The organism is Streptomyces sp. NPDC101234, assembly GCF_044767525.1.
Classification (GTDB): Bacteria; Actinomycetota; Actinomycetes; order Streptomycetales; family Streptomycetaceae; genus Streptomyces; species Streptomyces sasae.
Genome location: NZ_JBIWOA010000004.1, coordinates 159,608 through 184,187 on the forward strand (window position 1 = coordinate 159,608; position 24,580 = coordinate 184,187).

Annotated in this window: 23 protein-coding genes and 2 pseudogenes; 15 read left to right on the plus strand and 10 right to left on the minus strand. The window is 71.4% G+C overall.

Annotated elements, in window-relative coordinates:
• The first annotated feature begins 19 nt into the window (after positions 1-19).
• The 3 genes from ACIRR9_RS09255 to ACIRR9_RS09265 all read left to right on the plus strand — a co-directional run bounded on the left by ACIRR9_RS09255 (position 20) and on the right by ACIRR9_RS09265 (position 2,681).
• Positions 20-481 carry a DUF5304 domain-containing protein gene (locus ACIRR9_RS09255; RefSeq protein WP_384560377.1) on the plus strand — a complete coding sequence of 154 codons (462 nt, stop codon included), beginning with the start codon at positions 20-22 and terminating at the stop codon, positions 479-481.
• A gap of 326 nt (positions 482-807) precedes the next feature.
• Positions 808-1,761 carry an ROK family glucokinase gene (locus ACIRR9_RS09260; protein WP_365336050.1) on the plus strand — a complete coding sequence of 318 codons (954 nt, stop codon included), beginning with the start codon at positions 808-810 and terminating at the stop codon, positions 1,759-1,761.
• Positions 1,762-1,931: 170 nt separating this feature from the next.
• On the plus strand, positions 1,932-2,681 hold the full coding sequence (locus tag ACIRR9_RS09265) for an endonuclease/exonuclease/phosphatase family protein (protein ID WP_403749256.1): 750 nt from the start codon (positions 1,932-1,934) through the stop codon (positions 2,679-2,681).
• A 4-nt stretch (positions 2,682-2,685) separates the two neighbouring features.
• Here the strand turns inward: ACIRR9_RS09265 and ACIRR9_RS09270 are convergent.
• The 4 genes and pseudogenes from ACIRR9_RS09270 to ACIRR9_RS09285 form a co-directional block, all read right to left on the minus strand.
• Positions 2,686-3,573: pseudogene (locus tag ACIRR9_RS09270) on the minus strand (CU044_5270 family protein); the annotation flags it as partial.
• A gap of 107 nt (positions 3,574-3,680) precedes the next feature.
• Entirely contained in the window at positions 3,681-4,301 is a 621-nt protein-coding gene (locus ACIRR9_RS09275) for an RNA polymerase sigma factor (RefSeq protein ID WP_403749258.1), read from the minus strand.
• A gap of 169 nt (positions 4,302-4,470) precedes the next feature.
• On the minus strand, positions 4,471-5,043 hold the full coding sequence (locus ACIRR9_RS09280) for a hypothetical protein (protein WP_403749260.1): 573 nt from the start codon (positions 5,041-5,043) through the stop codon (positions 4,471-4,473).
• The gene (locus tag ACIRR9_RS09285) at positions 5,036-5,815 is read right to left on the minus strand and encodes an alpha/beta fold hydrolase (protein WP_365336045.1); all 780 of its coding nucleotides are present in this window, start codon (positions 5,813-5,815) and stop codon (positions 5,036-5,038) included. The genes ACIRR9_RS09280 and ACIRR9_RS09285 overlap by 8 nt, the downstream gene beginning before the upstream one ends.
• Positions 5,816-5,993: 178 nt before the next feature.
• On the opposite strand from ACIRR9_RS09285, the gene ACIRR9_RS09290 reads away from it, so the two are divergent.
• From ACIRR9_RS09290 to ACIRR9_RS09305, 4 genes are all read left to right on the plus strand, one after another.
• Positions 5,994-6,704 carry a lysophospholipid acyltransferase family protein gene (locus ACIRR9_RS09290; protein ID WP_365336044.1) on the plus strand — a complete coding sequence of 237 codons (711 nt, stop codon included), beginning with the start codon at positions 5,994-5,996 and terminating at the stop codon, positions 6,702-6,704.
• A 34-nt stretch (positions 6,705-6,738) separates the two neighbouring features.
• Positions 6,739-7,956: a MacS family sensor histidine kinase gene (gene macS, locus ACIRR9_RS09295; RefSeq protein ID WP_403749262.1), complete on the plus strand. Its 1,218-nt coding sequence runs from the start codon at positions 6,739-6,741 to the stop codon at positions 7,954-7,956.
• Entirely contained in the window at positions 7,953-8,615 is a 663-nt protein-coding gene (locus tag ACIRR9_RS09300) for a response regulator transcription factor (RefSeq protein WP_123977849.1), read from the plus strand. Before macS ends, ACIRR9_RS09300 begins: the two co-directional genes overlap by 4 nt.
• 148 nt (positions 8,616-8,763) lie before the next feature.
• Positions 8,764-9,792, plus strand: coding sequence for a 6-phosphofructokinase (locus tag ACIRR9_RS09305; protein WP_365336042.1), 1,029 nt, complete (start codon positions 8,764-8,766; stop codon positions 9,790-9,792).
• Between the two features lie 197 nt (positions 9,793-9,989).
• On the opposite strand, the gene ACIRR9_RS09310 is transcribed toward ACIRR9_RS09305, so the two are convergent.
• A complete protein-coding gene (locus ACIRR9_RS09310; RefSeq protein ID WP_403749265.1) occupies positions 9,990-11,855 on the minus strand; it encodes an anthranilate synthase family protein in 1,866 nt (621 codons plus the stop codon).
• A gap of 99 nt (positions 11,856-11,954) precedes the next feature.
• Positions 11,955-12,023 carry a trp operon leader peptide gene (locus ACIRR9_RS09315; RefSeq protein ID WP_384576151.1) on the minus strand — a complete coding sequence of 23 codons (69 nt, stop codon included), beginning with the start codon at positions 12,021-12,023 and terminating at the stop codon, positions 11,955-11,957.
• A 106-nt stretch (positions 12,024-12,129) separates the two neighbouring features.
• Between ACIRR9_RS09315 and ACIRR9_RS09320 the strand changes: the two genes are divergently transcribed.
• Positions 12,130-13,482 (plus strand): class II 3-deoxy-7-phosphoheptulonate synthase, encoded by a 1,353-nt coding sequence (locus ACIRR9_RS09320; protein ID WP_403749267.1) that lies wholly within the window; start codon positions 12,130-12,132, stop codon positions 13,480-13,482.
• Positions 13,483-13,629: 147 nt separating this feature from the next.
• Positions 13,630-13,842: pseudogene (locus ACIRR9_RS09325) on the plus strand (bacterioferritin-associated ferredoxin); the annotation flags it as partial.
• Between the two features lie 122 nt (positions 13,843-13,964).
• Here ACIRR9_RS09325 and bfr read toward each other — a convergent pair.
• Positions 13,965-14,447, minus strand: coding sequence for a bacterioferritin (bfr, locus tag ACIRR9_RS09330; protein ID WP_123977855.1), 483 nt, complete (start codon positions 14,445-14,447; stop codon positions 13,965-13,967).
• Between the two features lie 182 nt (positions 14,448-14,629).
• Between bfr and ACIRR9_RS09335 the strand changes: the two genes are divergently transcribed.
• Positions 14,630-15,262, plus strand: a complete 633-nt coding sequence (locus ACIRR9_RS09335; protein WP_403749269.1) for a sulfite oxidase-like oxidoreductase — start codon at positions 14,630-14,632, stop codon at positions 15,260-15,262.
• A gap of 18 nt (positions 15,263-15,280) precedes the next feature.
• Here the strand turns inward: ACIRR9_RS09335 and ACIRR9_RS09340 are convergent, their stop codons facing one another.
• Positions 15,281-15,835, minus strand: coding sequence for a DUF4396 domain-containing protein (locus tag ACIRR9_RS09340; protein ID WP_403749272.1), 555 nt, complete (start codon positions 15,833-15,835; stop codon positions 15,281-15,283).
• A 265-nt stretch (positions 15,836-16,100) separates the two neighbouring features.
• Between ACIRR9_RS09340 and ACIRR9_RS09345 the strand changes: the two genes are divergently transcribed.
• From ACIRR9_RS09345 to ACIRR9_RS09365, 5 genes are all read left to right on the plus strand, one after another.
• Entirely contained in the window at positions 16,101-16,763 is a 663-nt protein-coding gene (locus ACIRR9_RS09345; protein WP_403749274.1) for a Crp/Fnr family transcriptional regulator, read from the plus strand.
• Positions 16,764-16,875: 112 nt separating this feature from the next.
• Positions 16,876-17,823 (plus strand): hypothetical protein, encoded by a 948-nt coding sequence (locus ACIRR9_RS09350; RefSeq protein ID WP_403749276.1) that lies wholly within the window; start codon positions 16,876-16,878, stop codon positions 17,821-17,823.
• Positions 17,820-20,027 (plus strand): hypothetical protein, encoded by a 2,208-nt coding sequence (locus tag ACIRR9_RS09355; RefSeq protein WP_403749279.1) that lies wholly within the window; start codon positions 17,820-17,822, stop codon positions 20,025-20,027. Before ACIRR9_RS09350 ends, ACIRR9_RS09355 begins: the two co-directional genes overlap by 4 nt.
• Positions 20,024-21,109, plus strand: a complete 1,086-nt coding sequence (locus tag ACIRR9_RS09360; protein ID WP_365336034.1) for a hypothetical protein — start codon at positions 20,024-20,026, stop codon at positions 21,107-21,109. The genes ACIRR9_RS09355 and ACIRR9_RS09360 overlap by 4 nt, the downstream gene beginning before the upstream one ends.
• A 170-nt stretch (positions 21,110-21,279) precedes the next feature.
• Complete coding sequence (locus tag ACIRR9_RS09365; RefSeq protein ID WP_403254014.1) at positions 21,280-21,711, plus strand: Pycsar system effector family protein; 432 nt, start codon at positions 21,280-21,282, stop codon at positions 21,709-21,711.
• Between the two features lie 18 nt (positions 21,712-21,729).
• Here the strand turns inward: ACIRR9_RS09365 and ACIRR9_RS09370 are convergent, their stop codons facing one another.
• On the minus strand, positions 21,730-22,608 hold the full coding sequence (locus tag ACIRR9_RS09370) for a deoxyribonuclease IV (RefSeq protein WP_403749282.1): 879 nt from the start codon (positions 22,606-22,608) through the stop codon (positions 21,730-21,732).
• Between the two features lie 34 nt (positions 22,609-22,642).
• Positions 22,643-24,562, minus strand: coding sequence for a Stk1 family PASTA domain-containing Ser/Thr kinase (pknB, locus tag ACIRR9_RS09375; protein WP_403749705.1), 1,920 nt, complete (start codon positions 24,560-24,562; stop codon positions 22,643-22,645).
• Positions 24,563-24,580: the final 18 nt, after the last annotated feature.

Consider the following 24,580-nt stretch of genomic DNA (forward strand, 5'->3'; position numbering starts at 1 on the left):
CCGTAGTCAGGAGTCCGTCATGAGCGAAGAGCGCCCCACAGCCGACGCCTCCGAGGAAGCGGACCAGGTACGGGCGACCGACGACGACGCCTGGGCCACGGCCTGTGCCGAGGACCTGGCGCGGGAGAAGGCCCGCCGCCGCTCCGAGTACGGGCCGACCCCCGGGTCGGCCGCCGAGGAACTGCGCAAGCTCGTCGACGCCGTCGCCGACAAGCTCTCCGGCCTCCAGACCCCCCTCCTCGGGGCGGTCGCGGGCCCCGCCGCCCAGCAGGTGGTCCGGCAGGTCGTACAGCAGGCGAAGAACGCCGTCGACCCCGTCATAGAGCGCAACCCGGACGTCTTCGACCACCTGGCCGCCGCCGGCAGCGAACTCCTCGCGGCCTACCGCTCCGCGGTCCAGCACCAGGAGACCCGCTGGACCTCCGGCGACCACGACAAGGGCGAGGACCCCGGCCCCGGCGAACGCATCGACCTCGACTGACAGCCCCTTGAAGACCCTGCCGTCGGGTTCCCTCCCCCCACTGGCCCCCACTGGCTGAAGGGCGTGGGAGGTGTCCCCAAGCCGGGCGGCGTGTGGCAGGCACTCCCCCAGAGGGGTGCCCACAGCGGCGTTGTCGTCGGTCTCCCCCACGCTCGGCTTCGCTCGCGCGGGGGACCCCCGTCGCTCCGCGTCGACTCCCTCCTCCGCCTCGCGGCTGCACGCACCACACGCCGTCCGGCCAGCCCTCCGGGCGGACGACGGGAACCCGACGGCAGGGCCTCGGGTACGGTTGGCCGTAGCGGGGTTCGACCGGAACTGAGGGATTCATGGGACTCACCATCGGCGTCGACATCGGCGGCACGAAGATCGCGGCCGGCGTGGTCGATGAGGAAGGCAACATCCTCTCGACCCACAAGGTGCCGACCCCGGGCACGCCCGAGGGCATCGTGGACGCCATTGCCTCCGCCGTAGAGGGCGCCCGCGCCGGGCACGAGATCGTCGGCGTGGGCATCGGCGCGGCCGGTTACGTGAACCGGCAGCGCTCCACGGTCTACTTCGCGCCCAACATCGACTGGCGCCAGGAGCCGTTGAAGGAGCAGGTCGAGGCCCGCGTCGGCCTCCCCGTGGTCGTGGAGAACGACGCCAACGCCGCCGCCTGGGGCGAGTACAAGTTCGGCGCCGGCAAGGGCCACCGCAACGTCATCTGCATCACCCTCGGCACCGGCCTCGGCGGCGGCATCATCATCGGCAACAAGCTGCGCCGCGGGCACTTCGGCGTCGCCGCCGAGTTCGGTCACATCCGGATGGTCCCGGACGGGCTGCTGTGCGGCTGCGGCTCGCAGGGCTGCTGGGAGCAGTACGCCTCCGGCCGCGCCCTCGTCCGCTACGCCAAGCAGCGCGCCAACGCCACCCCCGAGGCCGCCGAGATCCTGCTCGGCCTCGGCGACGGCAGCCCCGACGGCATCGAGGGCAAGCACATCTCCATGGCCGCCCGTCAGGGCGACCCGGTCGCCGTCGACTCCTACCGCGAGCTCGCCCGCTGGGCCGGCGCCGGCCTCGCCGACCTGGCCTCCCTCTTCGACCCCTCCGCCTTCATCGTCGGCGGCGGCCTCTCCGACGAGGGCGAACTGGTCCTGGACCCGATCCGCAAGTCCTACAAGCGCTGGCTCGTCGGCGGCAACTGGCGCCCGGTCGCCGAGGTCATCGCCGCCCAGCTGGGCAACGAGGCGGGCCTGGTGGGCGCGGCCGACCTGGCACGGGAACCCGACCCGATCATGTAGACGCCGCCCACTGGTCCCAGTTGCTTTCAAGGGGCGCGGGGCTGTGTTTGATGTGCGGCCGCCGCCGCGTGGGCGCGACCAGCCACCACGCACCGGCGGTCGCGCACGGACCTCGCGCCCCGAGCCATTGGGGGCGCGGCCGTTTCCGCTGCCGCGTACAGTTGATCCACATGGCGCCGCTCCCCAACTCCCACACAGAGCCCGACGGTTCCGCCGTCATCCGCGTCCTCAGCTACAACATCCGCTCCATGCGGGACGACACCGACGCTCTCGCCCGGGTCATCAAGGCCTGCGCCCCCGACCTGGTCCTCGTCCAGGAAGCCCCCCGCTTCTTCCGCTGGCGCAAGAAGCTCGCCCGCCTGGCCTCGGCCGCGGACCTGGTGATCCTCACCGGAGGCGCCACCGCGGCGGGCCCGGCGATCCTCTGCGACCTCCGCGCCACCGTCGAGCGCACCGAGGACGTCCTGCTCCCGCTCACCTCCGGCCTGCACCGCCGCGGCTTCGCCACAGCGACCGTCCGCTTCGGCGGCGCCCGTCTCGGCGTCACCAGCTTCCACCTCAGCCTGCAGCAGGACGAGCGCTACGAGCAGGGCGGCATGCTCCTCGACCGGCTCGCCGGCCTGGGCGTGGAGCACGCCATCGCGGGCGGCGACCTCAACGACCGCCCCGACGGCCGCACCTTCCGCCGTCTGGCCGACACCCTCCAGGACTGCCGTACCACCGCGCCCTGGGGCGGCGAGTTCACCTCCTGGTCCACCGCTCCCCACCAGCGCATCGACGCGATCTTCGCGACGAAGGGCATCGAGGTGCTCGGCTGCGGCGTACCGGCAGACCTCCCCGGCATCACCGACGCGGACCTGAGGGCGGCCACCGACCATCTCCCGGTCCTGGCCGCCCTCAGGGTCCCCGCCGCCTCCTAGCGCTCTACGGCCGCTGCTTCACCCTGTCCACGATGGCCCAGCTGTCGAGATACGAGAGCTGGGTGTACTTCTTCATGGCCGCGCCGTCCCCCGAGGTACGGGTGTCACGGAAGCCCAGGAACCGGTAGGTCACCGGGTCGAAGATGAAATAGCCGGTGAAGTCCGTGACGCCCTTCGGGAGCGTCGGGTCGTCGTACGTGATGGCCACGCCGGTACGCCCCTTGGCGTCCTTCTGACCCGGCAGCACCTTCACACCCGGCACCATGCCGAGCGCCTCGTACGCCGCCGGACGCAGGCCGTCCGGCATCACCGGGACCAGCTTCAGCAGTCCGGCGAGACTGAAGTGGACCTGGGACCAGTCCTCGTCGCTCAGGTCGTCGAGGGAAGTGCCCCTGCCGCCGAAGTCGTTCGCGATCGACAGGATCAGCCGCTTCGGGTCGGTCGGCAGCTTCCGCAGCGTGCCCCAGTCCCGTGGCGGCCAGATACGCTCGTCGGCCTTCAACGGCGGCGACCACCAGCCCTTGCCGATCTCCATGACCCAGGACCGCTTGGAGCCGTCCACCGAGCGCCAGTTCTCGTCGACGTAGCTCTTCGTGACACCCGTCTTCTGCTCGGTCTCCTTGATGATCTCCTTGGTGTAGATGAACTGGTCGTCACGCGGACTGACCGTCCGCTCATGCTCGCGCGCGTACGCGGCGGCCCCCTTGAGCACCGTCTGCGCGCTCACGTTCCGCATGGCGGGCGCGCTGGTGGCCGACGGCTTCGCCGTGGGGTGCGTGCGGGTGCCGTCGTCGTCCCGTACGGCGACCAGCACACCGGCCGCGACCGCGGCGGCCAGCCCGGCCGTCAGGGCGATGCGCAGGACGGGGCGCGGTGCCGTACGGGCGCGGGCGGCCCGTCGATGGCCGCGCGCAGGCGGGCCCGCACCCGCCGTCTGGTCTCGTCGTCGAGCGGGGAGCCCCCGTGTCGAAGTCCCTCAGTTCGCGCAGTTCGTCGATGTCACGCATGGGCGTCTGCCTCTCGGAAAGCCGTCGGATCGGTGCCGCCCAGTGCTTCGCGCAATCTGCTGCGGGCCCGGTGCAGCCGCGATCTGACCGTGCCGACCGGCACTCCCAGCGCCAGGGCCGCCTCCTCGTAGTCGAGGTCGCCCCAGGCCACCAGGAGCACCACATCGCGATGCCGGGCGGACAGCCCGGCCAGCGCGGCCGCCAGGTCCCGACGCACCCCCGTGGCACCGGCCCTGGCGACCGCGCGGTCCGCGACCGGTTCCTCGTGCTCGACCGGAGTCGGGACCTTGGCGAGCGCCTTGAAGCGGCGTGCCTCGGCCCGGCGGTGCCGGCCCACGAGGTTGGTCGCGATGCCGAACAGCCACGGACGGGCGTCGGCACGCGTGAGGTCGTAGGGCTTGCGTTTCTGGAAGGCGGTGACGAAGGTCTCCGCCATCAGGTCCTCCGCCGCCTCCGGACCGAGCCGTCTCGCCGCGTAACGGTGCACGGCGTCGGCATGGAGGTCGTAGAGCGCGGCGAATGCTTCGGGCTCGTCCCGGGACCGCTCGATCACGCAGGCGTCACTCTCCCCGCGATCCTCCGCGCGGGTACCGACGCCCGGTTCGACGGTCATCGGGGCTCCTCTCGTTCGTCCGAACGCCTCGAAGGCTTGGGCTCGTTGGTTCACCTCTCCTTCGCCGCTCGGCGGAATCGGGTTCCCTTTCGGGACAGGGGCCGTGCCCGGAAACGCGAGAGCCCGTCCGGAGCGACTCCGGACGGGCTCTCGGGCGGGAGCTGATCGGTCAGACGACGGCACCCCGCCCGGGGTCGCCGTCCTCGTCGTCATCCGTCTTCATACGGGTCACCAGCGTGACGAACCCGCCGAGGAACCCGCCGATTCCCAGCGTCGCCAGCCACCAGGTCATGTCCCAGCCGAGCAGCACCGCGAGCAGCAGCAGGACCGGTCCGCCCGCCACGCCCAGCCAGGCGAACTTGGCCGTGGCGTCGGCGGTCGGCAGCGGCGGCGGCTCGGGCGGCACGAAGTGCCCCTCGTCGTCATCGTCGAAGTCGTCCTCGGACGGCTCCGGCGCCGTGTAGTCACGCGGGCCGCCCACCCCGGGCGCGAAGGAGATGGAGCTGCCCAGCGGCTTCGCGGGCCGCTGCTCCTCGGCCGCCCCCTTGTCGGTGTCGGTCTCGTCCTCTTCGGTCGCCGGCAGCGCCAGATCCTCCACCGGCTTGTACGGCTTCGAGCCCGGCGGGTCCGCCGGCTCCTCGCCGTACCCCGCGACGATCGCCGCCCAGGCGGCCGCCTCGTCGAAGGGCACTCCCTTCTCGTCCGGCTCGCGGTCCTCGCGGTCGGAGTCGTGCTCAGCCAACTGCGGCCGTCCCTTCCTTGCCGACACTGGGTGCGAGCCGGCCGATGAAGGCGAGGCTCTCCTCGAGGATCCGGTCCGCGTCATGGTCCAACGTCGCCACGTGGTAACTCTGTTCCAGCACGACCTCCGTTACGTCCGTGGAGGACACCCGGCTCAGGATCCGGGCGGAATCGACCGCCGGAACCACATGGTCCTGGGTGCTGCGCAGGAGCAGCAGCGGCTGGGTCACCTGCGGAAGCTCGCCGTCCACCTTGCGGAAGAAGTTCCGCAGGGAGTGCGCGCAGTGCAGCGGCACCCGGTCGTACCCCACCTCCGCGGCGCCCGGCTTGGCGATGTCGCTGGCGATACCGGGGGCCGTGCGCACCAGATGCCGGGCCACCGGAAGGGCGTACGCCGACAGGCCGTGCACCTTGTTCGCCGGGTTGACGACCACCACACCGTCCACACCCGCACCGTTCTTCGCGGCCAGCCGTAGCGCCAGCGTGCCGCCCATGGACAGGCCCGCCACGAACACCCGGGAGCAGCGCTCCCGCAGCAGCCGCAGCTCGCGGTCCACCTCCGCGTACCAGTCCTGCCAGCCGGTGACCGCCATGTCCTCCCAGCGGGTGCCATGCCCGGGCAGCAGGGGCAGGGACACGGACAGGCCGTGTGCCGCAAGGTGCTCCGCCCAGGGGCGCAGCGACTGAGGTGAACCGGTGAAGCCGTGACAGAGGAGGACACCGACCTCCCCGCCGTCATGGCGGTACGGCTCGGCTCCGGGGAGAACCGGCACCTTCGGTCTCCAATTCATGAGAGGGCGGGAACTGGAAGGGGCACGAACGACGACTCCAGTTGTGCTTCACCGTACGCGACGGCACTGACACCGACCAGGGTCGTCGGGCTCATTCCCGGCGGTCCGGGTTAAGGTCTGATCGACGGAAACAGGAGGCACTCGGTTGTTGTACGGCGCGATGAAGGTCGCTATCGGGGGACCGCTCAAGGTCACCTTCAGGCCCTGGGTGGAGGGCCTGGAGAACGTCCCGGCCGAGGGTCCGGCGATCCTGGCGAGTAACCACCTGTCCTTCTCGGACTCGTTCTTCCTGCCCGCGGTGCTGGACCGCAAGGTCACCTTCATCGCGAAGGCCGAGTACTTCACCACGCCCGGTGTGAAGGGCCGGCTGACGGCCGCCTTCTTCAAGGGCGTCGGCCAGCTCCCGGTGGACCGCTCCGGTGCGCGCGGCGCCGGTGAGGCGGCGGTCAAGAGCGGCATAGACGTACTGGAGCGCGGTGAGCTGTTCGGCATCTATCCGGAGGGCACCCGCTCGCCCGACGGCCGTCTCTACCGGGGCAAGCCCGGCGGCCTCGCGCGCGTGGCGCTCGCGACCGGCGCCCCGGTGATCCCGGTGGCCATGATCGACACGGAGAAGATCCAGCCGCCGGGGCAGGTGATGCCCAAGCTGATGCGGCCGGGCATCCGGATCGGCAAGGCCCTGGACTTCAGCCGCTACCAGGGCATGGAGCACGACCGGTTCGTGCTGCGCGCGGTGACCGACGAGGTCATGTACGAGATCATGAAGCTCTCCGGCCAGGAGTACGTCGACATCTACGCGACCGCGGCCAAGCGGCAGATCGCGGAGGCCGCCAAGGTCGAGAAGGCCGAGAAGAAGGCCGCCGGGTCGTAGGCCCGCGGCAGGGGGGACAGGGGGGACAGGGGTCATGGCCAAGCGGGAACGCGTCATCCGCATGTCGGTCGAGCAGCCCCTGTGGCGTGCGCTCACCGGCTACCGCGTACTGACCCTGCTGTACGCGATCGGCCTGTTCGCCTCCGCCTACGACGACTACGACCGCCCCGGCGTCGCCATCGCCTACTTCGCCGTCCTGACGGTCTGGACGCTGGCGACCCTGCCCCGGGTGCAGAGCGCGGCTGCCTGCACCAAGCGCTTCCTCACCGTCGACCTCGCGATCGCGATCACCGGCATCGTCCTGACGCCCTGGGTGGTCACCCAGGGCCACATCGACCGCGGCGGACCGACCCTGCCGTCGATATGGACCGCCGGTTCGGTCCTCGCCTACGCCATCAAGGGCGGCTGGCGCTGGGCCGCGTTCGCCTCCACGCCGGTCGCCGTCGCCAACCTGGTCGAGCGCGGCCACCCGGCCCGCGACACCGTGCACAACGTGATCCTGGTCTGGGTCGCCTCCATCGCCATCGGGTATGTCGTCGAGGTCGCCCGGGCCTCCGAGCGCACCCTCGCCCGCGCCCTGGAGATCGAGGCGGCGACCCGGGAACGGGAGCGGCTCGCCCGGGACATCCACGACGGCGTGCTCCAGGTGCTGGCCATGGTGCAGCGGCGCAGTGTGCTCCTCGGTGGCGAGGCGGCCGAGCTGGGGCGGATGGCGGGGGACCAGGAGGTGGCCCTGCGCACCCTGGTCTCCGGGGGCCTGGTGCCGCCCTCGCGGGCCTCGGAGGACGCGGCCCAGGGGGCGCTCGTACGCCTGGTCGAGGACGAGCCGGACGACTCCGGCCCCGTCGATCTGCGCGCCCTGCTCGCGCCCTACGCCGGGTCCCGGGTCAGTCTGGCCGAGCCGGGCGCCCCGGTGGAGCTGCCGCCGGGTGCCGCGCGTGAGCTGGCCGCCGCCGTCGGCGCCGCCCTGGACAATGTGCGCAGGCACGCGGGGGACGAGGCGCGCGCCTGGATCCTGGTCGAGGACGAGCCCGGCGAGATCGTGGTGACCGTACGGGACGACGGCCCCGGCATCCCGGAGGGGCGGCTCGCCCAGGCCGAGGGGGAGGGGCGGCTCGGGGTGGCCCAGTCGATCCGGGGGCGGCTGCGCGACCTCGGCGGCAGCGCCGAGCTGGTCTCGGTCCCCGGGCAGGGCACGGAAGTGGAGTTGACGGTACCGAAGGTCTCCCCGGGGAAGGCGGAGCGGCGATGAGCATCAAGGTCATGGTGGTCGACGACCACCCCATGTGGCGCGACGCGGTCGCCCGGGACCTGGCCGAGTCCGGTTTCGAGGTGGTCGCCACCGCGGGGGACGGCGACCAGGCGGTGCGCCGCGCCAAGGCCGCCGCGCCCGACGTCCTCGTCCTGGACCTCAACCTGCCCGCCAAGCCCGGCGTCCAGGTCTGCAAGGAACTCGTCGGCCACAACCCGGCGTTGCGGGTCCTGGTCCTCTCCGCGAGCGGGGAGCACGCCGACGTACTGGAGGCGGTGAAGTCCGGCGCCACCGGCTATCTGCTGAAGTCGGCCTCGACGGAGGAGTTGCTGGACGCGGTCCGCCGTACCGCCGTAGGCGACCCGGTGTTCACGCCCGGCCTCGCCGGACTGGTCCTCGGCGAGTACCGCCGGCTGGCCTCCGAACCGGCCCCGGCCGCGGACGCCGAGGGGCCGGACGCGCCCCGGCTCACCGACCGCGAGACCGAGGTGCTGCGCCTGGTGGCCAAGGGGCTGAGCTACAAGCAGATCGCCGAACGCCTGGTCATCTCCCACCGCACGGTCCAGAACCACGTCCAGAACACCCTCGGCAAACTCCAGCTGCACAACAGGGTGGAACTGGTCCGTTATGCCATAGAGCGCGGCCTCGACGATGAATGATCCACAGGTGATGTGATCTTCGCGCTTGACGGCAAGTAAACCAACCGCCCACCAATTCACCGGAATTGCCTGTCCCGCCCATCCCTGTGTGACCTGGATCACCACTAGCGTGAGCCTCACCAGGCAACCGCGGCGAAGGGACATTTCCATGCGGGTCGGAGTACTGACCGGAGGCGGCGACTGCCCCGGGCTCAACGCCGTCATCCGGGGCATCGTCCGCAAGGGCGTGCAGGAGTACGGCTACGACTTCGTCGGCTTCCGGGACGGCTGGCGCGGACCCCTCGAAGGCGACACCGTCCGCCTCGACATCCCCGCGGTGCGCGGCATCCTGCCCCGCGGCGGCACCATCCTCGGCTCCTCGCGCACCAATCCGCTCAAGCAGGAGAACGGCATCCGCCGGATCAAGGACAACCTCGCCAAACTGGAGGTCGAGGCGCTCATCGCGATCGGCGGCGAGGACACCCTCGGAGTCGCCGCACGCCTCACCGACGAGTACGGCGTGCCCGTCGTCGGCGTCCCGAAGACCATCGACAACGACCTGTCCGCCACCGACTACACCTTCGGCTTCGACACCGCCGTCGGCATCGCGACGGAGGCCATCGACCGGCTGCACACCACCGCCGAGTCCCATATGCGGGTCCTGGTCTGCGAGGTGATGGGCCGGCACGCCGGCTGGATCGCCATCCACTCCGGCCTCGCCGGCGGCGCCAACGTCATCCTCATCCCCGAGCAGCGCTTCGACGTGGACCAGGTCTGCGCCTGGATCACCTCCCGCTTCAAGGCGTCGTACGCCCCGATCGTGGTCATCGCCGAGGGCGCCATGCCCAAGGACGGCGACGTGGTCCTCAAGGACGAGTCGCTGGACTCCTTCGGGCACGTCCGGCTCTCCGGGGTCGGCGAGTGGCTCGCCAAGGAGATCGAGAAGCGCACCGGCAAGGAGGCCCGCACCACCGTCCTCGGGCACATCCAGCGCGGCGGCACCCCGAGCGCCTTCGACCGCTGGCTGGCCACCCGCTTCGGCCTGCACGCCATCGACGCCGTCCGGGACGGCGACTTCGGCAAGATGGTCGCCCTGCGCGGCACCGACATCGTCCGGGTCCCGATCGCGGAGGCCACGGCCAAGCTGAAGACCGTGGACCCGAAGCTGTACGAAGAGGTCGGGGTGTTCTTCGGCTGACGGCTCCGCCGCCCGCACGCGCGGTTGTACGGACCTCCGTGCCCCGTCACGGTGACCGTGACGGCGCACGGAGGCGTCCGGCGAGGCCGAACTTTGACCCAACGGCTACGGCGAGACACCTGAGGGGCGCGGGGCTGCATCCATATGCGGCTCCGCCGCGTGGGCGCGACAAGCCCCCACGCACCCGCGCCCGAAACTCAAGCCCGAACTGTTCCGGTACCGCGCAACTGCCCTACCAACTCCCGCACGATCACCGCCCCGTTCAGCGTGAGCACCGACTCGGGATGGAACTGCACCCCGGCGAACCCGGGACCCCGGAGCGCGTGCACCTCGCCGTTCGCCGCCCGGCTCACCTCCACCCCGTGCGCCGCCAGCTCCCGCGCCGCGTCGTCGTCGCAGCGCGCCACGAAGCTGTTGTAGAAGCCGACGGTCTCCGGACGCCCGAACAGGTCCACCGTCGTCTGCGCCCCCTGGTAGGGGACCTCCTTGCGGACGATCTCCAGCCCCAGCTCCGCCGCGACCAGCTCGTGCCCGAGGCAGACCCCCAGCACCCCGTACCGGTGTTCCCGGATCACCGTCGCCGTCAGCTCCCGCAGGAACCGCATCTTCGGATCGTCCAGGTCACCCGGGTCGCCGGGCCCCGGGCCGAGCACGACCGGCCCCTCGTGCGCGAGCACCGCCGCCCGCAGCCCCGGCTCGTCGTACCGCCGGACGGTGACGTCCAGCCCGCCCGCGCGCAGCACATGCGCGAGCATCGCCGTGAACGTGTCCTCGGCGTCCACCACCAGCGCGTGCCCGGCCAGCTCCCCGGTCCGCTCCCGCATCCGCAGCCAGAACGGCGCCAGCGCGGCCCGGCGCCCGTCCAGCGCGGCCCGCACCCGGGGGTCGTCGGCCAGCCGGGGCCGTGCCCCCTCCGCCCGCGGCCGTGCCGGTCGCACGCCCAGGGCCGCCAGCACCCCCGCCGCCTTCGCGTGCGTCTCCGCGACCTCGCTCACCGGGTCCGAGCCGCGCACCAGCGTGGCGCCGACGGGGACCCGCAGCCGCCCCCGAGCGTCGATGTCGGCGGTGCGGATCAGGATGGGGGAGTCGAGCGTCTGGGCCTCGCCGGAATCACGTCCCAGCAGCGCCAGCGCGCCCGCGTAGTAGCCGCGCCCGCCCACCTCGTGCCGCTCGATCACCCGGCAGGCGTTCTGCACCGGCGAGCCCGTGACGGTCGCCGCGAACATCGTCTCCTTCAGGACCTCCCGCACGTCCAGCGAGGACTTCCCGCGCAGCTCGTACTCGGTGTGCGCGAGGTGGGCCATCTCCTTCAGCCGGGGCCCGACGACCACACCCCCCATGTCCCCGACCGTGCACATCATCTTGAGCTCCTCGTCGACGACCATCGACAGCTCCTCGATCTCCTTGCCGTCGGCGAGGAAGCCGAGGAGGTGCTCGGGGGTGGGGCCCTCGGCGGGGTAGCGGTAGGTGCCGCTGATCGGGTTCATGACGACCGTGCCGCCGGACATCCGGACGTGCACCTCGGGGCTGGCCCCGACCAGCGTCCGGTCCCCGGTGTGGACGACGAACGTCCAGTACGCGCCCCGCTCGCCCTCCAACAGCCGCCGGAAGAGAGCGAGGGCGTCGGCGCGTCCGAAACCGGGGATCTCGCCCTCGTACGTCCGCCGGATCACGAAGTTCGCGCCCTCGCCCCGCCCGATCTCCTCGCGCAGCACCCGGCCGACGATCTCCGCGTACTCGTCGTCGTCGACGTCGAAGCCGCCGGCCCGGACGCGGACGTCGTGGGACGGCAGGGTCGCCAGGGCCTCGTCCAGTGGAATGTGACCTACCACCGTCGGTGTCAGCACCAGCAGCGGCGTCCCGTCGTCCCGCACATCGAACCCCCGCTCCCGGATCTGCCGGAACGGCACGAGGGCCAGTCCCTCGTCGGGCAGGTCGGCGAGCCGGTCGTGGGCGGTGACCGGACCGACCAGGACCTCCACCGTGTTCTCGTCGTGGCCGGGCGTGCGGCGGCGGAGCAGGGCGAAGGGGCGGTCGTCGTGGAGCAACCGGGTCAGGTCCATGGGTTCCTCTGCCTCATAGGGCTGGTAAGGGAGGAACGACCCCGGAAACGCCGAAGGCCGCCCCTCGGGCGGCCTTCGCGAAGTCTTGCGTACGCGTAATCAGTGGGCCGCCGGAGAAGCGGTCCACCACCAGTTCTGGATCTGGTTGCAGGTCGAATACGCGAACATGCGGGAAACAGTACCGCACCCCACCCTCTGTCCACGGGACAATCTTTCCGTCTCATCAGTCGAGCCACGGAAATATCCGTGGACACGACCCCGTAATGTTTACGAGGTGACCGTGAACGCTAAGACCAGCCCGAGCGCTGGCAACACCTGGCGAGACCTGCCCGCGGCGCAGCAGCCCGAGTACCCCGACCCCGAGGCTCTGCGCGCAGTCGTTGCGGAGCTGGAGTCGTATCCGCCGCTCGTCTTCGCGGGCGAGTGCGACCAGCTGCGCGCCCGGATGGCGGCCGTCGCCAAGGGAGAGGCGTTCCTCCTCCAGGGCGGCGACTGCGCCGAGGCCTTCGACGCGGTGTCCGCCGACCACATCCGCAGCAAGCTCAAGACCCTCCTCCAGATGGGTGCCGTGCTGACGTACGCGGCGTCGGTGCCCGTGGTGAAGGTGGGCCGGATCGCCGGCCAGTACAGCAAGCCGCGCTCCAAGGGGACCGAGACCCGCGACGGCGTGACGCTGCCGACGTACCGCGGTGACTCGGTCAACGGCTTCGACTTCGACGAGAAGGCCCGGATCCCGGACCCCGAGCGGCTGAAGCGGATGTACAACGCGTCCGCCTCGACGCTGAACCTGGTGCGTGCCTTCACCACCGGCGGTTACGCGGACCTGCGCCAGGTGCACGCCTGGAACCAGGACTTCGTGAAGTCGTCCCCGTCCGGCCAGCGCTACGAGCAGCTCGCCCGCGAGATCGACAACGCGCTGAACTTCATGCGGGCCTGCGGCACCGACCCGGAGGAGTTCAAGACCGTCGAGTTCTTCTCCTCGCACGAGGCGCTGCTGCTGGACTACGAGTCCGCCCTGACCAGGGTCGACTCCCGCACCGGCGAGCTGTACGACGTCTCCGGGCACATGGTGTGGATCGGTGAGCGCACCCGGCAGCTGGACGGCGCGCACATCGAGTTCGCCTCGAAGATCCGCAACCCGATCGGCATCAAGCTCGGCCCGACGACCACGGCCGAGGAGGCGCTGCGGTACATCGACCGCCTCGACCCGGACCGCGAGCCGGGCCGGCTGACCTTCATCGTCCGGATGGGCGCCGACAAGGTCCGCGACAAGCTCCCCGAGCTCGTCGAGAAGGTCACCGCCTCGGGCGCCACGGTGGCCTGGGTGACCGACCCGATGCACGGCAACACCTTCGAGGCGGCCTCGGGTCACAAGACCCGCCGCTTCGACGACGTGCTCGACGAGGTCAAGGGCTTCTTCGAGGTCCACAAGACCCTCGGCACCCACCCGGGCGGCATCCATGTCGAGCTCACCGGTGACGATGTCACCGAGTGCGTGGGCGGCGGCGACGAGATCTTCGTCGACGATCTGCACCAGCGCTACGAGACGGCCTGCGACCCCCGCCTGAACCGCAGCCAGTCCCTTGACCTGGCGTTCCTCGTGGCGGAGATGTACCGGGACCAGTAGCAGGTCTTGTAGTGCAGTGGGGCGCGGATCACAAATGATCCGCGCCCCTTCCACTTTTGCGGCCCGCGAGTGATGGGTAAGGTTAGGTTTGCCTCACCGTCCATCGGTACGGCACCACTGATCGATCCCGGCGGGAGGTGAATCCGCGTGTACGTCTGCAGCTGCTTCGGAGTGACCGAGGCGCAGGTCAAGCAGCATGCGGAGGACGGCGCCTGCACCCCTCGCCAGATAGCGTCCGCCTGCAAGGCGGGCACGGACTGCGGATCGTGCGTCCGCCGGATCCAGGCGATCCTCGGCCGGGGCGCCTGTCCCCGCCGCGAGCTGGCCGACCAGGGCAGGCCTGTCCTGACGGCGTTGCAGGGTGAGCGCCCCGAAGGGGCGCGGGGCGGTATTGGATATGCGGCTACCGCCGCGCGGGCGCGATCAGCCGCGACGGACCCGCAGGCGACCGACGACCTGTCTCGGCCCCTCCCGCGGAGCGCCTAGCTGCTCTCGGGCTGCTCGATGATCTGCGAGATGTAGAGCGCCTCACCGAGCTTCTCCACCAGCTCCAGCTGGGTGTCGAGGTAGTCGATGTGGTTCTCCTCGTCGGCCAGGATGTCCTCGAAGATGTTCGCGGACGTGATGTCGCCCTTCTCGCGCATCACCTTGATCCCGCGCTTGAGCCGGTCGATCGCCTCCACCTCGATCTGCCGGTCGGCCTCGAACATCTCCTTCACGGTCTGCCCCACGCGCACGTGGAACAGCCGCTGGTAGTTGGGCAGCCCCTCCAGGAACAGGATCCGGTCGGTGAGCACCTCGGCGTGCTTCATCTCGTCGAACGACTCGTGCCGGGTGTACTTCGCGAGCTTGTACCAGCCGAAGTTCTCCTGCATCTTCGCGTGCAGGAAGTACTGGTTGATCGCGGTGAGCTCACCGGTGAGCTGCTCGTTGAGGAATTCGATGACCTCGGGGTCGCCCTGCATCGCAGAGGCTCCTTCCACGGACTGGGGTGTTTGCGGCGCATGATTGCACCGGCACAGAAGATCGTCCAGTAAGTGCGTACTTAGTAAGTACGTGCATGCTTGATGCCAGTTGGCCGTTTTGACGACTTCCGAGGGGTATGCCTGGTCGGGTGCACCGCTTGCGGTCTGTCAGGATGGAAGGCATGGGTCATCCGGTGGAGCGCGCGTCGCGAGAAGCTGCAGGGTCCGAGCTTCCGCCGGGACAGCGACTGCAGCGCGGCTGGCCGGTCACCCACTACGGCCCGGTGCCCAAGTTCCGGCCCGAGCGCTGGGAGTTCAGGGTCTTCGGCGCCACCGCCGACGCGGGCGCGCACAGCTGGAACCACGAGCAGTTCAGCGCCCTGCCGTACGCCACCGTGGTCGCGGATCTGCACTGTGTGACGAAGTTCAGCATGCTCGGCGCGGAGTGGGGCGGGATCCCGGCCCGGACCGTCCTGGAGCTCGCTCCGCCCGCCCCCGGCGTCACCCATGTGATGGTCTGGGCGGAGTACGGCTTCAGCTCCAATCTGCGCCTCGCGGACTTCGCCGCCGAGCGCACCGTCTTCGCCACCCACAAGGACGGCGAACTCCTCACCGCCGAGCACGGCTTCCCGGTGCGCCTGGTCGTGCCCCATCTGTACGCCTGGAAGGGCCCCAAGTGGGTCCGCGGCATCGAGTACATGACCGCCGACCGCCGCGGCTTCTGGGAGGAGCGCGGCTACCACAACATCGGCGACCCCTGGAAGGAGCAGCGCTACTCCTACCAGGAGGGTCCGGGGGACGGTCCGGAACTCTGAGCCGCCGGTGCCGGTGCTCTAGTGGTGGTACCGGTGCACCACCGCGTGCCCCTTGCCCCGCCCGATCGTCCACTTGTTGACCGGTGTGGTCACGATGAACGCGAGCACGAGCGACACGGTCAGCGAGATCCAGAACAGCGCGTCGTCCAACTGGGCGTCCATCGCGGCCGGCCAGACCAGGATCGTGCCGTTGTCGATCAGCTCCATCACGGCGATGGAGACGGTGTCCGCGGCCAGCGCCACCCGCAGCGCGGTACGGAAGTCGACGCCCGCCCTCAGGACCCCGCGCATCGTGAGCGCGTAGCCGAAGAAGAACGCCAGCACGATCGCCAGCAGCGTGGTCGGCAGGTTCCCCCAGCCGAACGCCGTACCGACGACCATCCCGAGCACCTCTCCGACGGCACAGCCGGTGAGGCAGTGCAGGGTCGCCTGTGCCGCCATGGCCCAGGAGGTGCCGGTGCTGCCATGTGCTCCGTGTGCCGTGTGGGTGTGCGCGGTGTGGGTGTGTTCGGTGTCGCCGTGTTCGGTGTGCTCGTGGACGGCGTGCTCGTGAATGGCGTGTTCGTGGTCCATGGCTGACCCCCGGTGTCAGGTGCGGATCCTTCTGTGACGCCAACATGTATACCCCCCTGGGGTATTCCGTGGAAGGGTTCGGGGCTCGTTCCGGTAACGGCGGGCACATTCCGTGCCCAGAGCGCTACGCTGAGATCCTTGCCTGGCGGGAGACGCGCCGGGCGGAGACGGATCCGGGGGGCCCGTGGGGTTCCGCTTGTGATCCGGTTCGGGGGCGAGCGGTCGGGGGACGACGGTGGGGCTGTTCGGAGAGCGGCATACCTTCATGGGGGGACTCGGTCCGGGGGACCGGGAAGCACTGGCGGGATTAGGTGCCCGGCACGAGTACCCGCCGTACGACACGGTGATCGCGGAAGGCGACCGCACCACGTTCGCGGTGGTCCTGCTCAGCGGCTGGTGCACGGTGTGGACACCGACCGAGCGCGGCGGCCGGCTGATCCTGGCCCTGCGCCGGGCCGGCGAGGTCATCGGCGACATGGCGGCGCTCGACGGCCGCCCGCGCAGCGCCTCGGTGAGCACGCTCGGACAGGTGACGGGTCTGGTCGTACCGGGTGAGCGGTTCCGGCGGTTCCTGGCCTCGCGGCCGCACGCCAACGCGCTGATGATGAACCAGCTCGCCGAGCGGCTGCGCAGCGCGGACCACGAGCGCCGGGCGCTGGCCTCCATGACCGTGCTGCAGCGGCTCGCCGAGCGCCTCGTCGAACTCGCCGACCGCACCGGCCGCCCGGAGAACGAGGCCGTGACCATACGGCTGCCCCTCGCGCAGCACGAACTGGCCGCGTCCGTGGGCTCCACCCGCGAGGCCGTCGCCAAGGCACTGCGCCTGTTACGCGAACAGGGCCTGGTCCGCACCGGTCCCGGCACGTTGGCCGTGGCCGATCTGGACCCGCTCCGCCTGCTCGCCGCCGGACAACCGCACGAGACCTAGAAACACCGAGTCCCGTGGGCTGTGTAAACGGCTACAGCGACAACCGGCCGGCTCCGCGACCATCGCAGCCAGGCGGCCGGTGGTCCGGCGGGACGGCAGGGAGGAGAAAGCGATGGAGGGGGAAGCCGCGTACGGCTTCATCGTCAACGTGGACGCACAGGGCTCGGGCCTGCTGTCCGACACCGAGAAACCCGAGATGCGGCGCAGACTCTACGACGTCACGGGCACCGCCTTCGAACAGGCCGGCATCCGCCCGCCGCGGCTCTACCAGGAGGACCGCGGCGACGGCATCCTCGGTGTGCTGGCACCCGATGTGCCGCCCGTCCGGGTCGTGGGGGAGTGGGTGGAGCATCTCCACCAGAACCTGCGGGAGACCAACCGGGACCTCAGAAAGCCGCTGCGGCTGCGCGTGGGCCTGCACATCGGCCGAGTCACGGCAGACGCCTTCGGCCGCTCCGGGCGCGCCGTCGACCTGGCCTGCCGGCTGTGCGACTGCGGCACCGCGAAGGCGATCCTCAGGGCCGCGGCCGACGCACCCCTGGTGGTGGCCGCCTCCGACCGGGTGCACGAGGACTTCGTCCTGCCCGGCGGACGCTGGGTGGACCCCAAGTACTACCGACGGTACGACGTGGACCTCAAGGAGGGCCGCACCACCGCCTGGTTCATGGTCCCCGGCCGGTGCGAACCGCCGGAGCCGTACGCGGAACAGCACCCGGAGCCGACGGCGGACGGACCGGGCGGTCCGCCGGAACAGCCCGGACCGCGGACGGACCACCCGCCGCAGCCGCCGGCCGCCGCGGGCGACGCGCCCACCGCAGGTACCGCAGATGACGCGCCCACCGCAGGCACGCCAGATGACGCGCCCACCGCAGGCACGCCAGATGACGCGGCCACCGCAGCCGCCGCAGACGACGTGCCCACCGCAGGCACCGCAGCCGCCGGAGACGACGCGGCCACCGGTGACCGCGTCGTCCAGACCGTCCACCAGCACGGGACCGGCCGGATCGTGGTCGCCGGCACCGTCGACAACATCGACCTCTCCGACGGCGGTGGCCGATGAACGCACCGGGCCCCCAGCCGCCCCAGGGCTCCCCGAAACCGCCGCCGCAGCAACCGCAGCCGCAGCCGCAGCAGAAGGCCGAACCCGACAAGCCGCAGGGCGCCGAGTCCGTCGGCGCACCCGAGCCGGAGAAGGCCGATGTCATCGGCGGCTCCGCCGCAGATCCGCTCGGCGAGGCGGCGCTGCCCGGCGCCGCGGCCGCCGCCTCCCGCGTCTACCGCTCGACCGTGAGCCAGCACGGATCCGGCACCCTCGTCAGCTCCGGATCCGTCGGCACCATGAACTTCTACGGCCGGCAGACCACGGAACGCGTGCTCGCCGGCCCGCTCCCGCCCGACCAACTGCGCAGACTCCGCCAGGTCTTCACACAGCCCGCGGACTACGACGACCACCTCGGCCGGCTGACCGCCGGACGGCTCCTGGTGCTGTTCGGCCAGCCCGGCACCGGCCGCGCCTACACCGCCCTGTCCCTGCTGGACAGACTGACCGACGGCCATGTCTCCCGGCTCGACCCGCGCACCGACCTGGACAAGCTCGACGACGACCAGATCAGCGAGGGCCACGGCTACGCGCTGGAACCCGGCGCCGCGCTGCCCGACGAGACCGGCCTGGACCGGCTCTGCCAACTGCTCGGCAGGAAGAACGCCTACGCGGTCCTGCTCGCCACCCCCGAACCCGGTGACGTGCTCTCCCGCAGCGCCCGCTACCACCGCGCCCACACCCCGGCCGCCCAGACCGCCGTACTCGAAGGCCACCTCGCCCTCGAACTCGGCGGCGTGGGACCCGACTACGAACGGGCCCGGGCGACCGCCATCGACCCCGATGTGCTGGCGGCGCGGGGACTGGAAGACCTACGGCCGGCGGAGGCGGCCCACTTCGCCACCCTCCTGGCCCGGCACACCCAGGGCAAGCTCACCCACGACGAACTCATCGACGAATGCCGGAAGTTCGCCGAGAACCAGGCCGCCGAATGGTTCGCGGGCGGGGGCCGCTCCGAGACCCCGGAGCGGCTGCGGGACGCGGCCTACCGGATCGCCGTCGCCGTCCTGGACGGGGCCTCGCTCAGCGCCGTCGCCGAGGCCGCCGAGATACTCGCCTGGGAACTGGCCGTCACCGTCGACCCCGAGGCCACCCCCGGGCGCCTGCTGTTCAGCGACGGTGTCGACGCCCGGCTGGTCTCCGCCCGTGCGGTCGCCGAACTGGGCACCGAACTGGTCGGCACCGAGGAAGTGCCGGTACGCACCGTGCGGTTCGGCGGTGACGCACTCGCCCCCGCCGTCCTCGGCCACCTGTGGCAGCACCGGCACAACGCGCGCGGACCCGTACTGCGCTGGCTGGCCGGGCTCTGCGAGGACACCCGGCCCCAGGTCTGGGTCCGGGCCGCCGTGGCGGCCGGCCGGCTGTGCCGCCTGGACCTCTCCCACACCGTGCACGAACTGGTCCAGCCCATGGCCCAGTCCGAACGGGCCCGCCGGAGGCTGTTCGCCGCCTCCGTCCTCGACGTGGCCCTGAGCTCCCCGGAGGTCGGCACCGCCATCCGCGCCCTGGTCGGCTCCTGGGCCCGGTACGGCGACCAGGAACTGCGCTGGACCGCAGGGGCGGTACTCGGCCGGGGCCGGGCCACCGACACCGTCCGGGAGTCCCTCGACCTGCTCGGCGGCATCGGCGTCTGGGAAGAGGGCAAGCTGCGGGCCGGTGCGGCCGTGCAGGTCGCCCACTTCGCCGGCGCCCACCCCGAGGCCCGGACCCTGCACCGGATCCGGGCCTGGCTCTCCGACGAACGCCGGCCTCAGCAGGACCTCGGCCTGCAGTCCACGGTCTACCTGGCCGGACTCCCCGCCAGCGACCTCTGGAACCGGCACGAGGACCTGGAGGACCACGGCGACTGGCCGCTGATGCTGGCCCTCGCCGCCGTGCGGCCCGCGCTCGCCACGGAACTCGCCGGGTTGCTGTGGACGGCCCTGCAGACCCCGCGGTCCTACGAGGCCGCCGTCGAGACCGTGTCCGACTGGCTGCGCGGCTGCGCCGACCAGCCCTGGGCCGGACAGCTGGAGCGGTTCCTGCCGCTGCTCGTGCACAGCCACGACGACCGCAACCGGCTGCTGTCCCTCATCAAGGAAATCGCCGAAGACCCCGACCAACCACTGAACGAACAGCAGGTCCGCCGCCTGTGGGGGGCGGTCCAGGGAGCGAGTACACCATGACGCACAACCAGTGGCAGCCGTGGCAGCCGCAGGACGAGGAGTTCGTCCTGCCGCTCGACCTCAGAGGCCCCTTCGTCCGCGAGTTCGCCCCGCAGGCCGCCTACCGGCACCGCAACAGCCAGGTGGCGTCGGTGCTCTACTACAAGAACGGCGGGCACAGCATCATCACCGTCCGCGGTGCCGAGCACTTCAACAAGCCGCTGATGGGCAAGCCCACCTCGGTGTGCTGGATCGCCCGCGGCCAGCACCAGGTCTCCTTCCAGATGGACCTGCCCACCTACGGGGACCGCTCCCAGTTCAGGGCGGGCGCCGACGTCAACTGGGAGGTCCGCGACTTCTATCTGGCCGCCGAGAAGCGTGTGGTCGACGTCGAGCGGATGCTCCGCCCGTCGCTGGAGGCCAGGCTGCGCGGGCTCAGCCGCCGCTACAGCCTGGACTCGGCCCAGCAGGTCGACGAGGCGATCCAGGACGAGCTGGTCAGCGGCCGGTGGGCCGACTTCGGTGCCGAACTCGGTCTCGCCACCCAGGTGTTCGTCCGTATCGACCTCGGCCGGGCCGCCGCCGACCACCAGGCCCAGATGGTCGCGGTGGAGAAGGACAGTGTGGTCCAGGAGGCCATCGACACCGCCAACAAGGCGCGGATCGCCGCCAACCTCGACGACGCGCAGAAGCTGATCGGGGCGGGCGAGACGGCCCAGTACGCCCATATGCTGGCCGCCGACCCGAGCCGGGCGCACGAGATCCTCGGCGTGCTCCAGCAGCAGGCCCGTGAACAGCGCCAGGGCGCCCTGGACTACCTGACCAACCTGATCAACCAGGGCGTGGTCCAGCGCCACCAGATCGACGACCAGGTCCAGGCCCTGATCGACTACAGCCGCTCGGTCTCCACCGGTGTCTTCCCGGGCGGCCTGCCGCAGGCCCCGACCTCGCTGCCGGTACCGCCGATGCCGCCCGCGCCCCCGCTGCTCCCGGCCGACGCGCCGCCCCCGCTCCCGCCGGCCCCGCCCGTCTTCCCGGCGGACGTCATCCCCGGTGAGGGGACGGGGGTGGAGGACGACTCCAGCCCCGAGGCCCGCCGATGAACCCAGACGACCCAGACCCCGATCCCGGTCTCGGACCAGGCCCCGATCCCGGTCCCGGTCCAGGCCCCGGTCCAGGCCCCGATCCCGGTCCCGATCTCGGTCCCGGTCTTGGTCCTGATCTCGGTCCCGACGCCGCCGCGTACTACGTCGCCGAACGGCTGCTGCTGACCGTGCGTGAGGACCTGGGCAGGGCGGACGTGAAGGCGTCCGTCCTGCTCTCGGGCGCCGTCGCGGTGCCCGCGCTGGCGCTCGGCAGAGGGGCGCCGTCCGGCACCTCCGGCACCGCCCTGGCCTTCCTCGCGGCGGGCGGGGCGCTGTGGGCGGCCGGCACGCTGCTGCTGCTCGCGGTGATCGTGCCCCGCACCCGCACGGTCCGCTCGGCACCCGGCCCGACCTTCTACGCCGACGCGCTGGGCGGCGTGGACCGGGAGGCGCTGCGCCGCGCCGCCGCCGAGGCCGGGGCGGACCGGGTGGGCTGGCTGCTCACCCAGTTCCAGGACGTCAGCGTCATCCTGTCGGCGAAGTACCGCTGGCTGCGCCGCTCGATGGCGCTGCTCGGAGCGGGTCTGCTGCTGGCGGTGGTGCCGCTGGCGGTGGGGTGAGCCCGGGTCCGAGGGGTGTCAGTCGTCGCGGAGCCGCTTGAGGCGCTCGACGTCGGCCGCGTGCCCCTCCCTGCCGCCGGGCGTCTCGATGATCAGCGGTACGCCCGCGGTCGCCGGGTGGGTCATCAGCGCACGGAACGGATCCTCGCCGATGTGCCCGGACCCGATGTTCTCGTGCCGGTCCTTGTGCGCGCCGACGACGTCCTTGGAGTCGTTGGCGTGGATCAGCTTCAGCCGCCCCTCGCCGACGGTGTCCACCAGCAGGTCCAGTGTCCGGTGCATCCCGCTCGGCCCGGTCAGGTCGTGTCCGGCGGCGAAGATGTGGCAGGTGTCCAGGCAGACACCCAGCTTCGGATGTGCGTCCAGCGCTTCGAAGTACGGCCCGAAGTCCCAGGTCCGCGAGCAGAGGGACGCGCCCTGGCCGGCGGTGGACTCCAGGAGCAGGAACGGGTCGTCGTCGTGGGTGAGCTCGTCCAGCAGCGGCAGCAGCTGAGCCCGTACCTGCTTCAGCGCGACCTCCCGGGCCCGCCCGCCGGTCGCGCTCCCGGTGTGCACGACCACACCCAGTGCGCCGATCTCCCGCCCGCGGCGCAGCGAGTGCCGCAGTGACTCCACCGACTTCTCCACGGTCGCCTCGGTGTGCGAGCCGAAGTTGATCAGGTAGGGGGCGTGCACATACGCCGGGACCGACCCCTCCGCGCAGGCTGTGCGGAACGCCTCGTCCTGCCTGGGGTTGCCGGCCGGGGTGGCCCAGCCGCGCGGGTTGGCGACGAAGACCTGCACGGTCTCGGCCTTCAGTTCACGGGCGTACGCCAGCCCCACGGAGTGCAGGCCTCCGGCCACGGGGACATGACCGCCGACGGGGTTGCGGGAGGGACCGGACCGCTGACTCTTCACCCGTCAAGGGTGTCATGACACGGCCGGGTCCCCGTCAGCGGATGGTGATCGTGATCGTCGACCCCTTGGGCGCCTGCTCCCCGGCGTTCACGGACTGCTTCTTCACGGTGTTCCCGAACAGCCCGAGCAGCCCGCGGTCCTCCTTGACCTGGAAACCGGACTGCTCCAGCAGCTTGGTCGCGGCGTCCACACTGGCCCCGACCACGTTCGGCACCTCGACCATCTCCGGGCCCTTGGAGAGCGTCAGCGTCACCGTGTCGCCGGCCGCGGCCTGTGCGTCGCCGGCCGGGGTCTGCTGGGCGACCTGCCCCTGGTCGTACTGGGAGCTGACCTCGGTGGCGGACACCGTCACCTTCAGCCCGGCCTGCTGCAGCTCCTGCCGGGCGTCGTCCAGGCTGTCACCGGTGACGTCCGGAACGTCGACCGGCGAGCCCTTGCTGACGACGAAGGCGACGGCCGCTCCGGCGTGCCGCTTCGCCCCGGCCCCCGGATCGGTGCTGATCACCGACCCCTTGGGCACGTCTTCGCTGAACTCCCTTGTCACCATGCCCGGTTCGAGGCCGTCGGCCCTGAGCAGCGCCTTGGCCCTCGCCAGGGTCCGTCCCTGCACGTCCGGCACGTTGACGGTCTCCGGGCCGTCGGAGACGGTCAGGGCCACCGAGTCGTTGCTGCGGATCCGCGCGCCGGCCGCCGGGTCGGTGCTGATCACGGTGCCCCGCTTCACCGTGTCGCTGTAGGCGTGCTCGACCGACCTGACGTCGAGCCCGGCCTCCTTCAGCCGCGCGGTGGCCTCCGCCTGGGTCTTGGCCAGCAGCGGCGGGACCTTGGTGAACTGCCCGGAGTTGATGTACCAGACGCCGGCCCCGGCGCCGAGGAGGACCAGCACGGCGACGATGAGCGTCACCAGCCCGCGCCGGGACCGGCGGCCCCCGCGCCGCCGGTCCGGAGCCGGCGGGGGTGCCTCGAACCGGCTGGTCCGCAGGACGCCCTCGTCCTCCTCGTTGACGGGCAGCGGCCGGGGCACCGTCAGCGACCGCGGGATCACGCTGGTCCGGTCCTCGGCGATGTCATGCGCCTCCGACAGCGCCTGCGGCGGTACGGCGTCCAGCTGCGCGTCGCTCAGCCTGCCCCGCGCCTCCCGCGCGGCGGCGAGCAGCGCGACGGCGTCGTACGGCCGGACCTCGGGGTTGCGGGCGGTGCCGAGGGCGACCAGCTCGTCGAGTTCGTACGCCAGCCCCGGCACGGTGACGGACGGCGCCGGCACGTTCTCGTGGAGGTGCTTGTAGAGGATCACCGCGGGCGAGTCCCCGTCGTGCGGTTTCTCCCCGGTGAGCATCTCGTAGAGCACGACACCGCACGCGTAGACGTCGACGCGCGGATCGGCGGCCCCGCTCTCGACCTGCTCGGGCGCGAGATAGGCCACGGTGCCGAGCACGGCCCCCGTCGTGTTGGTGACCGAGTCCACGGACCGTACGAGCCCGAAGTCGGCGACCTTGACCCGCCCGTCGTCCCCTATCAGCACGTTCTCGGGCTTCATGTCCCGGTGCACGAACCCGGCGCGGTGCGCGGCGCCCAGCGCGGCCAGCACCGGCTCCAGGATGTCCAGCGCGGCCCGCGGCTGCAGTGCGCCGCGCTCCCGCAGCACGTCGCGCAGGGTGCACCCCGCGATGTACTCCATGGCGAGATAGACATACGTCCCGTCGGTGCCCTGGTCGAAGACCTGGACGACGTTCGGGTGGGCCAGCCGGGCGACCGACTTGGCCTCCCGGATGAACCTCTCGACGAACGCGCCGTCGGCGGCGAGCGCCGGATGCATCACTTTCAGCGCGAGCACCCGGTCCAGCCGGACGTCCAGGGCCCGGTAGACCGTGGCCATCCCGCCGACGGCGATCCGCGCGTCGACGCGATAACGGCCGTCGAGCACCTGCCCGACGAGAGGGTCCTGAAGGGTCATATCCACGCAGGCGAGTGT

What these genes read in the sequence shown, in the direction of transcription:
- ACIRR9_RS09305 (WP_365336042.1), top strand. Translation starts at nt 8,764, where the DNA reads ATGCGGGTCGGAGTACTGACCGGAGGCGGCGACTGCCCCGGGCTCAAC.
- ACIRR9_RS09255 (WP_384560377.1), top strand. Translation starts at nt 20, where the DNA reads ATGAGCGAAGAGCGCCCCACAGCCGACGCCTCCGAGGAAGCGGACCAG.
- ACIRR9_RS09290 (WP_365336044.1), top strand. Translation starts at nt 5,994, where the DNA reads ATGAAGGTCGCTATCGGGGGACCGCTCAAGGTCACCTTCAGGCCCTGG.
- ACIRR9_RS09310 (WP_403749265.1), bottom strand. Translation starts at nt 11,855, where the DNA reads ATGGACCTGACCCGGTTGCTCCACGACGACCGCCCCTTCGCCCTGCTC.
- ACIRR9_RS09355 (WP_403749279.1), top strand. Translation starts at nt 17,820, where the DNA reads ATGAACGCACCGGGCCCCCAGCCGCCCCAGGGCTCCCCGAAACCGCCG.
- macS (WP_403749262.1), top strand. Translation starts at nt 6,739, where the DNA reads ATGGCCAAGCGGGAACGCGTCATCCGCATGTCGGTCGAGCAGCCCCTG.
- ACIRR9_RS09260 (WP_365336050.1), top strand. Translation starts at nt 808, where the DNA reads ATGGGACTCACCATCGGCGTCGACATCGGCGGCACGAAGATCGCGGCC.
- ACIRR9_RS09350 (WP_403749276.1), top strand. Translation starts at nt 16,876, where the DNA reads ATGGAGGGGGAAGCCGCGTACGGCTTCATCGTCAACGTGGACGCACAG.
- ACIRR9_RS09265 (WP_403749256.1), top strand. Translation starts at nt 1,932, where the DNA reads ATGGCGCCGCTCCCCAACTCCCACACAGAGCCCGACGGTTCCGCCGTC.
- ACIRR9_RS09300 (WP_123977849.1), top strand. Translation starts at nt 7,953, where the DNA reads ATGAGCATCAAGGTCATGGTGGTCGACGACCACCCCATGTGGCGCGAC.
- ACIRR9_RS09275 (WP_403749258.1), bottom strand. Translation starts at nt 4,301, where the DNA reads ATGACCGTCGAACCGGGCGTCGGTACCCGCGCGGAGGATCGCGGGGAG.
- pknB (WP_403749705.1), bottom strand. Translation starts at nt 24,562, where the DNA reads ATGACCCTTCAGGACCCTCTCGTCGGGCAGGTGCTCGACGGCCGTTAT.
- ACIRR9_RS09340 (WP_403749272.1), bottom strand. Translation starts at nt 15,835, where the DNA reads ATGGACCACGAACACGCCATTCACGAGCACGCCGTCCACGAGCACACC.
- bfr (WP_123977855.1), bottom strand. Translation starts at nt 14,447, where the DNA reads ATGCAGGGCGACCCCGAGGTCATCGAATTCCTCAACGAGCAGCTCACC.
- ACIRR9_RS09360 (WP_365336034.1), top strand. Translation starts at nt 20,024, where the DNA reads ATGACGCACAACCAGTGGCAGCCGTGGCAGCCGCAGGACGAGGAGTTC.
- ACIRR9_RS09345 (WP_403749274.1), top strand. Translation starts at nt 16,101, where the DNA reads ATGGGGGGACTCGGTCCGGGGGACCGGGAAGCACTGGCGGGATTAGGT.
- ACIRR9_RS09335 (WP_403749269.1), top strand. Translation starts at nt 14,630, where the DNA reads ATGGGTCATCCGGTGGAGCGCGCGTCGCGAGAAGCTGCAGGGTCCGAG.